This window comes from Nonomuraea terrae, from assembly GCF_044465245.1.
GTDB classification, from domain to species: domain Bacteria; phylum Actinomycetota; class Actinomycetes; order Streptosporangiales; family Streptosporangiaceae; genus Nonomuraea; species Nonomuraea terrae.
Genome location: NZ_JBITLL010000008.1, coordinates 621,442 through 632,488 on the forward strand (window position 1 = coordinate 621,442; position 11,047 = coordinate 632,488).

At 66.9% G+C, this 11,047-nt stretch carries 11 protein-coding genes and 1 pseudogene; 2 read left to right on the plus strand and 10 right to left on the minus strand.

Translation table 11 applies throughout. The features are described from left to right. Positions 1-291: 291 nt before the first annotated feature. Both ACIBP6_RS41355 and ACIBP6_RS41360 read right to left on the minus strand, forming a co-directional pair. Complete coding sequence (locus ACIBP6_RS41355; RefSeq protein WP_397059995.1) at positions 292-708, minus strand: PIN domain-containing protein; 417 nt, start codon at positions 706-708, stop codon at positions 292-294. Next, the gene (locus tag ACIBP6_RS41360) at positions 684-995 is read right to left on the minus strand and encodes a hypothetical protein (protein ID WP_397059997.1); all 312 of its coding nucleotides are present in this window, start codon (positions 993-995) and stop codon (positions 684-686) included. The genes ACIBP6_RS41355 and ACIBP6_RS41360 overlap by 25 nt, the downstream gene beginning before the upstream one ends. Positions 996-1,306: 311 nt before the next feature. Between ACIBP6_RS41360 and ACIBP6_RS41365 the strand changes: the two genes are divergently transcribed. Beyond that, positions 1,307-2,479, plus strand: coding sequence for a Fic family protein (locus ACIBP6_RS41365; protein WP_397059999.1), 1,173 nt, complete (start codon positions 1,307-1,309; stop codon positions 2,477-2,479). Between the two features lie 72 nt (positions 2,480-2,551). Here the strand turns inward: ACIBP6_RS41365 and ACIBP6_RS41370 are convergent. From ACIBP6_RS41370 to msrA, 4 genes and pseudogenes are all read right to left on the minus strand, one after another. Next, positions 2,552-2,659, minus strand: a pseudogene (locus ACIBP6_RS41370) (peptide-methionine (S)-S-oxide reductase MsrA); the annotation flags it as partial. Between the two features lie 13 nt (positions 2,660-2,672). Beyond that, entirely contained in the window at positions 2,673-3,089 is a 417-nt protein-coding gene (locus ACIBP6_RS41375) for a type II toxin-antitoxin system VapC family toxin (protein WP_397060001.1), read from the minus strand. After that, entirely contained in the window at positions 3,086-3,292 is a 207-nt protein-coding gene (locus ACIBP6_RS41380) for a hypothetical protein (RefSeq protein ID WP_397060003.1), read from the minus strand. The genes ACIBP6_RS41375 and ACIBP6_RS41380 overlap by 4 nt, the downstream gene beginning before the upstream one ends. Positions 3,293-3,372: 80 nt before the next feature. Continuing rightward, positions 3,373-4,023 (minus strand): peptide-methionine (S)-S-oxide reductase MsrA, encoded by a 651-nt coding sequence (gene msrA, locus ACIBP6_RS41385; protein WP_397060288.1) that lies wholly within the window; start codon positions 4,021-4,023, stop codon positions 3,373-3,375. 135 nt (positions 4,024-4,158) lie between these two features. Here msrA and rarD point away from each other — a divergent pair, with 135 nt between their 5' ends. Then, positions 4,159-5,082, plus strand: coding sequence for an EamA family transporter RarD (gene rarD / locus ACIBP6_RS41390; RefSeq protein WP_397060005.1), 924 nt, complete (start codon positions 4,159-4,161; stop codon positions 5,080-5,082). On the opposite strand, the gene ACIBP6_RS41395 is transcribed toward rarD, so the two are convergent. Genes ACIBP6_RS41395 through nuoL form a run of 4 tightly spaced genes read right to left on the minus strand, consistent with a single transcriptional unit; the run spans position 5,050 to position 11,043 of the window. Then, positions 5,050-6,039 (minus strand): polyprenyl synthetase family protein, encoded by a 990-nt coding sequence (locus tag ACIBP6_RS41395; protein WP_397060007.1) that lies wholly within the window; start codon positions 6,037-6,039, stop codon positions 5,050-5,052. The two genes, rarD and ACIBP6_RS41395, sit on opposite strands and share 33 nt — an antisense overlap. Before the next feature lie 11 nt (positions 6,040-6,050). Then, the gene (nuoN, locus tag ACIBP6_RS41400; protein WP_397060009.1) at positions 6,051-7,643 is read right to left on the minus strand and encodes an NADH-quinone oxidoreductase subunit NuoN; all 1,593 of its coding nucleotides are present in this window, start codon (positions 7,641-7,643) and stop codon (positions 6,051-6,053) included. Beyond that, positions 7,640-9,196, minus strand: coding sequence for an NADH-quinone oxidoreductase subunit M (locus tag ACIBP6_RS41405; RefSeq protein WP_397060011.1), 1,557 nt, complete (start codon positions 9,194-9,196; stop codon positions 7,640-7,642). The genes nuoN and ACIBP6_RS41405 overlap by 4 nt, the downstream gene beginning before the upstream one ends. Next, positions 9,196-11,043 carry an NADH-quinone oxidoreductase subunit L gene (nuoL, locus tag ACIBP6_RS41410; protein ID WP_397060290.1) on the minus strand — a complete coding sequence of 616 codons (1,848 nt, stop codon included), beginning with the start codon at positions 11,041-11,043 and terminating at the stop codon, positions 9,196-9,198. The genes ACIBP6_RS41405 and nuoL overlap by 1 nt, the downstream gene beginning before the upstream one ends. Between the last annotated feature and the right edge of the window lie 4 nt (positions 11,044-11,047).

An 11,047-nucleotide genomic window follows, 5' to 3' on the forward strand; every position in this document is an offset into this window, starting at 1 on the left:
CGGCTGCAGAGGCTCGGCAAGATGACTCTGGTCGAGATTTGCAACCACGTGGACGCTCTACGAGCCTCTGGGATGCGCCTTCCCTGCACAGGACCTGAGCTTCCGGGCTGGGCCAGAGACCGCAGGTTCTCTAGATCGTCCCTGCGACGACCGTTCATGCCTCTCCGGATGTCAGGCCGACCGTGCCACCGATGCCGCAGTAACCGTTCGGATCTTCAAAAAGATGTTGCTGGTGGTAGCGGTTCACCTCCTGCGATAGATCCGGAGACTCCCGCACGGCCCGCAAGCCGCCTAGACAGCGACCACCTGCACTACCTTCCCGCACAGCTTGCTCATGTCGTCCTCGTCAGACGTCAGGACGATGGCAGGGCGCACCGAGCGCAGTGCGGTGGCCGCGACCACAGCATCGATGGCGTACTTGTGACCGTGCAGGCGGGCATCTCGAAGAAGCTCGATCGCTCGCGAGGAGATGTCCTCGGTCACCGGCTCGATCTTCAACCGGGACAGATACCACCCGAGACGATCGCTTCTGACCCGGACGTCTTGTGCCTCGATCGGTGTCATGGCGCTGACCACAACTCGAAAATCGTTGTCCTGCGCCTCCCGTACGAACGCCGTCACTCGCTGGTCGGCCTCGCACCACTTCACGAGCCCCTCGCAATCGAGAACGACGGTGCCCGCGCTCAATCGGCTTCGTGCGCGCGCCATCCGTGCTCCTCTTGGAGTTCGGGCGCCGACTTCACCCGGCGGAACAACTCCGCCGCCTCATCACGCAAGGACTGTGGAATCGGCCCAGAGGCGGCCTCGTTCGCCTGCAGGGCCTCCTCCAGGAGATCCCGCTCGATCTGACGCTCCACAGCGGCATCAACGTAGGCGGAGAATCCGCGGGCCCCGACTCGCTCTCGGACAGCGCGAATGTTGCCCGTTCTCAGAGACACACTGACCTTGGCGGCCGGGCCGTCTCCCGGGCCGAAGTCTCGCTCTGGCATGCTCATGAGCTCAGTTTACTACTCGAAGTAGCAAAATGCCGGTCCTCGCTCTGCCCAAGGGAGGGCCGCTACGCATGCCTTACGCGTCACCGGAGGTCGACCGACCGGACAGGAGACCCCGGTGCCACTGATGCCGCAGCACCCGTTGGGCTTTGTACAGATGTTGCTGGTGGTAGCGCTTCACTTCGCGCACCGAACACTGAGTCCCCAGCGGCCGCGTTCTTCGTTGTTGTTCGACGAACCACCGCCTGTCTGTGGCCACGTGAGCGCTGCACGATGTTTAGTTCAAGTAGTCAAGCGGCGAGTATCCCGACTAGATGAAGACATCATCCCGACATCCTGCGATCTATGTCACCCCTGCGCTGACCACAGAGGACCGCAGCGTCCTGAGCGAGATTCACCAGATGCGCAAGCAGCTTCGACATGTACTGAAGACGCCCAAACGCTGGCAAGGCGGGCTGCGTCGGTCCGCCTTGGCCCGGGCCATCCGCGGATCCAACAGCATTGAAGGCTATCAAGTCGCCGAGGATGACGCCGTGGCCGCGCTGGACGGCGACGAGCCGATCAGCGCTGACGAGCGGACCTTTCTGGAGATTCAGGGTTACCGTCAGGTGCTGGGTTACGTTCTCGCGATGGGCGAAGACGAATATTCGACGTTCGACTCCACCGAGATGCGCGCGATGCACTACATGATGCTGCAACATGAGCCGTCGAAGTCCCCCGGCCGCTACCGCAAGGGCCCGGTTTTCGTACACGATGATCGCAAGGATCAAGTGGTCTACGAGGGCCCAGACGCTGCCGATGTGCCGGCACTCATGGAAGCGCTGGTCGAGAGTCTTCATGCCGAACCAGGGATCGATCCCGTGGTGCGCTCAGCCATGGCACATCTGAACCTCGTCATGATCCACCCATTTCGCGACGGCAACGGCCGTATGGCCCGCGCACTTGCGACTTCCGTACTGACGAGATCGGACATCGGCGAGCCGGAGTTCTCAAGTATCGAAGAGTGGTTGGGGGTGAACACCGAGGACTACTACGCCGCCTTGGCCCTCACCGGCCACGGTTCGTGGCAGCCACGCGACGATGCCCACCTCTGGATCTCCGTCAATCTACGCGCCCACCACATGCAGGCCCAGACTGTGGCTCAGCGAGTACGGGAGGCGGGAACTACCTGGCCCGAACTCGACACTCTCATCGCGGAGAACTCGCTGCCCGAGCGCGCGCTTGACGCCATGTTCGAGGCCGTCCTGGGCTACCGGGTACGGCGCGCCGGCTACCTGAAGCGAACCGGCGTCGAGGATCAGACCGCCACGCGCGATCTGGCAGCCCTTGCCAACGCTGGATTCCTTGTCCCTCATGGCAACGGGAGAGGGCGCTTCTACACCGCCGGAGAGCCGCTGCAGCAGATTCAGCAGAACCGTCGGGCAAGACGCACTCCGCTCACTGATCCGTATCCGTGGATGCGCCCGCGTCTTGCCACAGCTCCTTGAGGTCCCGCTCGGGAGACAGAGCGCCTAAGCTCACATCAACTCAATCTGGTGCCGCTCTCCTCGGCGGGTTGACTAGGCCTCGCCGCAGGTCAGGCCGACAGGGCAGGCGACGCCAGTGCCGCCGATGCCGCAGTAGCCGTTCGGAACCTTGTACAGGTACTGCTGGTGGTAGCGCTTCGCTCCAGGCAGTGATTCATGGCTCCTCCGGGAGGAGGAGGAACGAGCCCACATGCGCGGGCCGGACCACGGTGAAGTGACGGCGATCGAGCGTGGCGACTTCGGCAATGTTCAGTCGCTCAGCGATCGCGATCACAGAGGCGTCCACCGCACCAAGAGGAAGGTTTGCGTACGTCTCCACCAGATGGCTCATTCGGGCCAAGTCGTCGACGACGAGATCGACCAGCATCAAACCCGACCCGAAGGACTGAAGGAACGCTGCCTCCGCTTTGCTGCCCTGTGTCCTCTCAACAAGCTGGCACACTTCGGTGACCACGGTAGGCGGGACGAGCAGGGGACCTGGATGGGTCCGCAGAAGCCGCACGCAAGCCTCATGATGGTTGTCGCGGCGATTGACCGCGGCCACCAATGGTCCTGAGTCGAGGACGATCACAAGGCCTGATTGTCCTCCAACCGGAGGATCTCCTCGGCACGTTCCGCGAAATCCGGCTCCGCCTCCAACATGCCGATGAACGGCAACTCACGAACCGCTTGCGGCTCATCAAGTTGATCACGGACAAGCCGAAGCAGAGGGGCGACCTTCTCCTCTGGCAGCCGGTCCACCAAGTGATGGAGCTCCTCGCGCATCACGCTCATACGATGAGTGTAGGAGACACGTATCCCAAGCACATCTCATGCGCAGGCATGTGGGTTTGCAGGCCTCCGGGTTGGGCTCCTCACGCCTCGCCGGACGTGAGTCCGACCGGGCAGGCCACGCCGGTGCCGCCGATGCCGCAGTAGCCGTTCGGAACCTTGTACAGGTACTGCTGGTGGTAGTCCTCGGCGTAGTGGAAGGGGCCCGCCGAGGTGATCTCGGTGGTGATCTCGCCGTAGCCGGCCTGGTTCAGGACGCGCTGGTACGCGTCGCGCGACGTCTCCGCGGCCTTCTGCTGCTCCGGCGAGTGGTGGTAGATCGCCGAGCGATACTGGGAGCCGACGTCGTTGCCCTGGCGCATGCCCTGGGTCGGGTCGTGGCCCTCCCAGAAGACCTTCAGCAGCTCCTCGTACGACACCTTCGCCGGGTCGAAGACCACCCGGACGACCTCGGCGTGCCCGGTTCGGCCGCTGCAGACCTCTTCGTACGTCGGGTTGGGCGTGTAGCCGCCCTGGTAGCCGACGGCCGTGGTGACGACCCCGGGCGTCTGCCAGAAAATGCGCTCCGCGCCCCAGAAGCAGCCGAGGCCGAAGTCGGCGACCTCCAGACCCTCTGGGTACGGCGGGGCGAGCGGCGCGTCGAGGACCGCGTGGCGGGCCGGCACGGGCATGCGCTCCGCTCGGCCCGGAAGGGCGTCCTCCGGGCGCACCATCGACGTCTTGTTGCCGAACATCCAGCCCATAGCACAACCTCCATAGGTCTCCAGCCAGCCTACCCACCCACCCACCCACACTTAAGCGTTTCTACACATTTCCGTACAGGCATCGAAATTTGTATTTAAAGGTGGTAATGCTCGAAGATTGGCTACATGCCTGACCACCGGCGCGGTGTGCTCTACGGGATCGCCGCCTACACGATGTGGGGGCTCTTCCCCCTCTACTGGCCTCTCCTGAAGCCCTCGGGCGCGATCGAGATCCTCGCTCACCGCGTGGCGTGGTCGCTGGTCGCGGTCCTCGCCGCGCTCGCCGTGCGCAGGCACTGGTCCTGGATCAAGGCGCTCCTCCGCCAGCCCCGCAAGCTGGCCCTCCTGACGCTGGCCGCCGTGATCGTCACCGTCAACTGGGGCACCTACATCTACGCGGTCAACACCGGCCATGTCGTCGAGGGCGCCCTCGGCTACTTCATCAACCCGCTGGTCAACGTGCTGTTCGGGGTGGTGCTGCTGCGCGAGCGGCTGCGTCCGCTGCAGTGGGCGGCGGTCGGGTTCGGGGCGCTCGCGGTGCTGGTGCTGGCCGTCGACTACGGTCGCCTGCCCTGGATGGCGCTGACGCTGGCGTTCAGCTTCGGTCTGTACGGCCTGGTGAAGAAGCAGGCGAACGTGCAGGCCACGGAGAGCCTGGCCGTCGAGACGCTGGTGCTGCTCCTGCCCGCCGTGGGCTACCTGCTGTTCCTGCACGGGACGGGCACGGGCACGTTCGGCCAGGAGGGCGCCTGGCACGCCGTGCTGCTGGTCGGCGCCGGGCTCATCACGGCGGTGCCGCTGGCCTGCTTCGGCGCCGCCGCCATCCGGGTGCCGCTGAGCACGATGGGGCTGCTGCAGTACATCGCGCCGGTCCTGCAGTTCGCGGCGGGCGTGCTGGTCTTCAAGGAGGTCATGCCGTCCAGCCGGTGGATCGGGTTCTCGATCGTCTGGCTGGCCCTGGCCGTCTTCACGTACGACAGCCTCCGGGCGGCGCGCACGGCCGCCCGGAACCGCAGATCAGCCGCTGCGCTCGACCACGTAGTCACATAGGGCGAGAAAAGCGCTCCTGGCCGGGATGTCGGGCAGGCCAGAGATATCGGTACGGGCCCGGTCGACCCAGGCGTCCAGCTCCGCGTGGGCCCTGGCCATCGCCGAATGGGCGCGCAGCAGGGTGAGCGCCTCCTCGACGTGCTCCTCGGGCACCGGGCCGGACAGCAGCTCGATCAGGCGCGGCGAGTCGCCGGCGGCGAGCGCGTACAGGACGGGGAGGGTCTTGATGCCCTCCCGCAGGTCCGTGCCGGGCGTCTTGCCGGACTGGGCGCCGGAGGAGGCGACGTCGAGCAGGTCGTCGCCGAGCTGCCAGGCCACGCCGATCGCCTCGCACGCGCGGCTGAGGCGCTCCTCCACGTCGGCCGGCGCGCCGGCGAGCAGGGCGCCGAAGCGGCCGGAGGCGGCGATGAGCGAGCCGGTCTTGTCGGAGAGCACGGACAGGTAGTGGGCGATGGGGTCTTCGCCCTCGCGCGGCCCGACCGTCTCGCGGATCTGCCCCTGAACCAGGCGGGAGAACGTCTGCGCCTGGATGCGGATCAGCTCGGGGCCGAGGTCGGCGAGGAGGTCGGAGGCCTGGGCGAACAGGTAGTCGCCCGTGAGAATCGCCACAGTGTTGTCCCACCGGGCGTTGGCGGACGGGGAGCCGCGGCGCACCTCGGCCTCGTCCATGACGTCGTCGTGGTAGAGCGAGCCGAGGTGGGTCAGCTCGATGACCACGGCGCCGGGCACGACGCCCGGCGCCGACGGGTCTCCGAACTGCGCCGCCAGCAGCACCATCAACGTGCGGAAACGCTTGCCGCCGGCTTCGATGAGGTGCTTGGACACCTCCGTGACGAAGGCGTCCTCGGTCTCCACCGACGAGCGCAGGAGCTTCTCGACCGCGGCCAGCCCGTTGGCCACGTCCAGCGCCAACCGCTCGTCCTCGATGGGAAGGTCAACCACGGGAGGCGCGGACATACGAGAACCCCTTATCTGATGAACAGGCTGCTAGCTGCCTGGTTGGCGATACCGAGCACGGACTCCGGATAGAGCCCCACCCCTACGGTAACCAGCAGCGAAACCGCGATCACCGCCACGGTCCCCATACTGGGGACCGCGATGGCCGGGCCGTCGGCGGCCGGGTCGCTGAAGAACATCAGCACGATCACGCGGACGTAGAAGAACGCGGCGATCGCGGAGGCCACCACGCCCACGACGACCAGGCCGGCCATCCAGCCGCCCATCGAGTCGCCGGCCTGCGTGCCGCTGTCGAGAGCGGCCGCGAACACGGCGTACTTGCCGAAGAAGCCACTGGTCAGCGGGATGCCGGCGAAGGCGAGCAGGAAGAACGCGAACACGCCGGCGAGCAGCGGCGCGCGCTTTCCGAGACCCGCCCAGCGCGACAGGTGACCGGCCTCGCCGCCCGGGTCGCGGACGAGCGTGACGATCGCGAACGCGCCGACCGTGGTGACACCGTACACCGCGAGGTAGAACAGGATCGCCTTGAGGGAGTCGGCGTTGCGCTCGGCCGAGCCGTACGTGGCCATCACGCCGACGAGCAGGAAGCCCGCGTGCGCGATGGACGAGTACGCCAGCATGCGCTTGATCTCGGTCTGCGTGATGGCCAGGATCGAGCCGGCGACCATGGTGAGCGCGGCCACGACCCAGATGACCGGACGCCAGTTCCAGTCAAGGTTGCCCAGACCCACCCAGAACACCCGCAGAACGGCCCCGAAGGCCGCGACGAGGGTGCCGGAGGCCATGAGGGCCGTGATGGGGGTCGGGGCGCCCTGGTAGACGTCCGGCTTCCAGGCCTGGAACGGCGCCGCGCCGATCTTGAACAGCAGGCCCACGCCGAGCAGCGCGAGCCCGAGCAGCAGCAGCGGGTCGAGCGTGTTGCCCGCCGCCATGGCGCGGTTGATGCCCGGCAGCGAGACGGTGCCCGCGAAGCCGTAGACCATGGCGATGCCGTACAGGAAGAACGCCGAGGAGAAGGCGCCCAGCAGGAAGTACTTCATCGACGCCTCCTGCGACAGCAGGCGACGCCGGCGGGCCAGGCCGCACAGCAGGTAGAGAGGCAGCGACATGACCTCAAGGGCCACGAACATCATGAGCAGGTCGTGCGAGGCCGGGAAGAGCAGCATGCCGCCCACGGCGAACAGGACCAGCGGGTAGACCTCGGTGTGGCCGACGCCGCCCGAGTGGGCCTCGGCCTCCTCCTCGTCGGCGCTGCCGGGCACGGCCGCGGCGGAGGCCACGAAGTGGCCCTCGTCGTTGATCAGCAGCACACAGACGAACGACAGGACGAGGATGACGCCCCAGATGAACAGCGAGGGCCCGTCGACGGCCAGTGCGCCCATGGCGGAGGGCGCGGTGGACACCTGACCGCCCATCACCTGCACGAGGACCAGCGCGAACGCGCCCGCCAGGCTCAGCAGGGTGAGCGGCACGTGGATCGGCTTGCGCAGGTAACGCGGCGCGAACGCCTCGACCAGCACGCCGATGATGGCCGCGCCGAAGACCACCAGCAACGGCGCGAGCGTGCCGTACTCGATCGTCGGCGCTTGGAAGTCCCCGTTCACTGACCTGTCCCTTCAGCGATGGTGGAGGTGGGAACCTGCACGTTGGTCAGCGTCTGTTGCACTGACGGGTTGATCACGTCGAGCAGCGGCTTGGGGAAGAAGCCGAAGCCGATGATCAGCGCGACCAGCGGGGCCAGCACCCACACCTCGCGCGCGCTCAGGTCCTTGAAGGCCTTGACCGGCTCGGCCGTCGGCCCGTTCATGGTCCGCTGGACCATCCACAGGATGTAGACGGCCGCGAGGATGACGGCCACCGCGGCCACGATCGCCGCCGCCGTGAGCGCGCCGGAGCCGTGCGCCTGGCTCGAGTACGTGCCGATCATGACCATGAACTCGCTGACGAACGACGACAGACCTGGCAGCGACAGGCCAGCCAGGCCCGCGATCAGGAAGAAGCCCGCGAGCACCGGGGCGACCTTCTGCACGCCGCCGTAGTCGCCGATGTACGGCGAGCCGCGGCGGGCGATGAGGAAGCCGGCGGCCAGGAACAGCGCGCCGGTGGCGAAGCCGTGGTTGACCATGTAGAGGGTCGCGCCGGACTGCGCGACGGACGACATGGCGAACACGCCGAGCACGATGAAGCCGAAGTGCGAGATCGACGTGTAGGCGATGAGCCGCTTCATGTCGGTCTGCCCGATGGCCACGATGGCGCCGTAGACGATGCTGATGACCGCCAGGACGACGATCGGCATCGTGAACGCCTTGGCGGCGTCGGGGAAGAGCTCCAGGCAGAAGCGCAGCATGCCGAACGTGCCGACCTTGTCGAGCACGCCCACGAGCAGCACGGCGGCGCCGGCCGGGGCCTGGGCCGCCGCGTCGGGCAGCCAGGTGTGCACCGGCCAGAGCGGCGCCTTGATCGCGAAGGCGATGAAGAAGCCGCCGAAGAGCCACTTCTGCATCGTCGGGTCCTGGATGGCGCCGACGAGCTCGGGGAACATGAACGTCTGCTTGCCCGCGACCACGTAGAGGCCGATGACCGCGACCAGCATGAGCAGGCCGCCGAACAGCGAGTAGAGCAGGAACTTGACGGCCGCGTACGACCGCTGGGCCCCGCCGTACGACCCGATCATGAAGTACATCGGGATCAGCATGGCTTCGAAGAAGACGTAGAAGAGGAAGATGTCGGTCGCCGCGAAAACGCCGATCATCATCGTCTCCAGCACCAGCAGCAGCGCGAAGTACGTCTTCACCGACCGCTTCGGCGTGATCAGCGTGCCGTCGGCCGCCTTGACGCCGTCGGCGTCGTGCCAGGAGGCCAGCACCACGAGCGGCACCAGCACCACCGACAGGGCGATGAGCACGAGCGCGACACCGTCGACGCCGACCCCGAACTTCACGCCGAAGCTCGGGATCCAGTTGTACTCGGCGACGAACTGGAAGCGGTCGCCCGACGGGTCGAACCCGGCGGCCATGACACCCGTCAGGACCAGCACCAGCAGCGAGACCAGCAGGGTGACCTGCTTGGCCAGCTTGTCACTGCCCTTGGGAAGCAGGGCCACCACGATGGCGCCCACCACGGGCACCGCCATGAGTATCGGAAGCCAGGGTGACATCAGATGTTCCCAACGAAGAGCAGGGCGCCGGTCAGCAGGGCGGCACCGATCAGGATGGACAGCGCGTACGTTCTGGCGAAGCCCGTCTGGATCCGCCGCAGGCGCCCGGAGCTGCCGCCGATGCCCGCCGCCAGTCCGTTGACCACCCCGTCGATGCCGCGGTTGTCGAAGAACACCGCGAGACGGGTGAGCCACTGGCCGGGACGCATGAAGAGCGACTCGTTGAGCGCGTCACCGTACAGGTCGCGCCGGGCGAAAGTGGTGAGGAAGGAGCCGCGCGGCTGCACCGCCGGCACCGGGACCCTGCCGTACTTCATCCAGGCGATGATCGCGCCGACCGCGACGAGCGCGAGGGTCGTGAGGCCGGGCACGCTGGTGAAGTGGAACTCCGGCCGCACCGCCGGCGCGCCCACCGCGGGGGTGAGCCAGTCCAGGAGCCGGTTGCTCAGGATGAGGTAACCGCCCAGGAAGATCGACCCGAGCGACAGGATCATCAGCGGCACGGTCATGACGAGCGGCGACTCGTGCGGGTGGGCGTCGTCGGCCCACCGCTTCTCGCCGAAGAAGGTCATGAAGACCATCCGCGACATGTAGAAGCCGGTGATGCCCGCGCCGAGCACGGCCAGCCAGCCCAGGATCGGCTGGTGGTGCACCGCGGTCTCGATGATGCCGTCCTTGGTGAAGTAACCGGACAGCAGCGGGAACCCGATGATCGCCAGATAGCCGATGAAGAACGTGACGAACGTGACCGGCATGACCTTGCGCAGGGCGCCGTACTTGCGCATGTCGACTTCGTCGTTCATGCCGTGCATGACGGAGCCGGCGCCGAGGAACATGTCGGCCTTGAAGAAGCCGTGCGTGATCAGGTGGCCGATCGCGAAGGCGTAGCCCGCCGGGCCGAGGCCCGCGCCGAGCATCATGTAGCCGATCTGCGACATCGTCGAGCCGGCCAGGCCCTTCTTGATGTCGTCCTTCGCGCAACCGATGATCGCACCGGCGAGCAGCGTGGCCGCGCCGACGATGGCGACGGCGAGCGCCGCGCCCGAGCCTTCGGGGAAGAAGAACGCCCCCGAGCGGACCACCAGGTAGACGCCGGCGGTGACCATGGTCGCCGCGTGGATGAGGGCCGAGACCGGGGTCGGGCCCTCCATGGCGTCGAGGAGCCAGGACTGCAGCGGCAGCTGCGCCGACTTGCCGCAGGCGCCGAGGAGCAGCAGCAGGCCGATGGCCAGCATCGTGCCGTTCTCGGTGCCGGGCGCGATCTGCTCGCCGAGTCCCTTGAAGGTCAGGGTGCCGAACGTCGTCCAGATGACGAACATGCCGACCAGCAGCCCGAAGTCACCGACGCGGTTGACGACGAACGCCTTCTTCGCCGCGGTCGCCGCCGACGGCTTGAACTGCCAGAACCCGATCAGCAGGTACGACGCCAGGCCGACGCCCTCCCAGCCGATGAACAGGCCCACGTAGTTGTCCGCCAGCACGAGCAGGAGCATCGCGGCGACGAACAGGTTCAGGTAGGAGAAGAACCTGCGCCGGTGCTCGTCGTGGGCCATGTAGCCGATCGAGTAGATGTGGATCAGCGATCCGACACCTGTGATCAGCAGCGCGAAGCTGATCGACAGCGGGTCGATGAGCAGCCCCATGTCGACCATGCCGGGGATGAACTCGTACAGGTGTACGGCCCGGCGGCGCTCCTCCTCCCCGAACCCGAGCAGCTCGACGAACGCCAGCACCGCCACCACGAACGAGGCGAGGGACATGGCCACGCCCAGCAGATGCCCCCACCGGTTGGTGAAGCGGTTGAACACCAGCAGGATGAACGCCCCCACGAGGGGGAAGGCGATCATCAGC

What these genes read in the sequence shown, in the direction of transcription:
- ACIBP6_RS41395 (WP_397060007.1), bottom strand. Translation starts at nt 6,039, where the DNA reads ATGTCCGCGCCTCCCGTGGTTGACCTTCCCATCGAGGACGAGCGGTTG.
- nuoL (WP_397060290.1), bottom strand. Translation starts at nt 11,043, where the DNA reads ATGATCGCCTTCCCCCTCGTGGGGGCGTTCATCCTGCTGGTGTTCAAC.
- ACIBP6_RS41355 (WP_397059995.1), bottom strand. Translation starts at nt 708, where the DNA reads ATGGCGCGCGCACGAAGCCGATTGAGCGCGGGCACCGTCGTTCTCGAT.
- ACIBP6_RS41360 (WP_397059997.1), bottom strand. Translation starts at nt 995, where the DNA reads ATGAGCATGCCAGAGCGAGACTTCGGCCCGGGAGACGGCCCGGCCGCC.
- ACIBP6_RS41380 (WP_397060003.1), bottom strand. Translation starts at nt 3,292, where the DNA reads ATGAGCGTGATGCGCGAGGAGCTCCATCACTTGGTGGACCGGCTGCCA.
- ACIBP6_RS41405 (WP_397060011.1), bottom strand. Translation starts at nt 9,196, where the DNA reads ATGTCACCCTGGCTTCCGATACTCATGGCGGTGCCCGTGGTGGGCGCC.
- rarD (WP_397060005.1), top strand. Translation starts at nt 4,159, where the DNA reads ATGCCTGACCACCGGCGCGGTGTGCTCTACGGGATCGCCGCCTACACG.
- ACIBP6_RS41365 (WP_397059999.1), top strand. Translation starts at nt 1,307, where the DNA reads ATGAAGACATCATCCCGACATCCTGCGATCTATGTCACCCCTGCGCTG.
- msrA (WP_397060288.1), bottom strand. Translation starts at nt 4,023, where the DNA reads ATGTTCGGCAACAAGACGTCGATGGTGCGCCCGGAGGACGCCCTTCCG.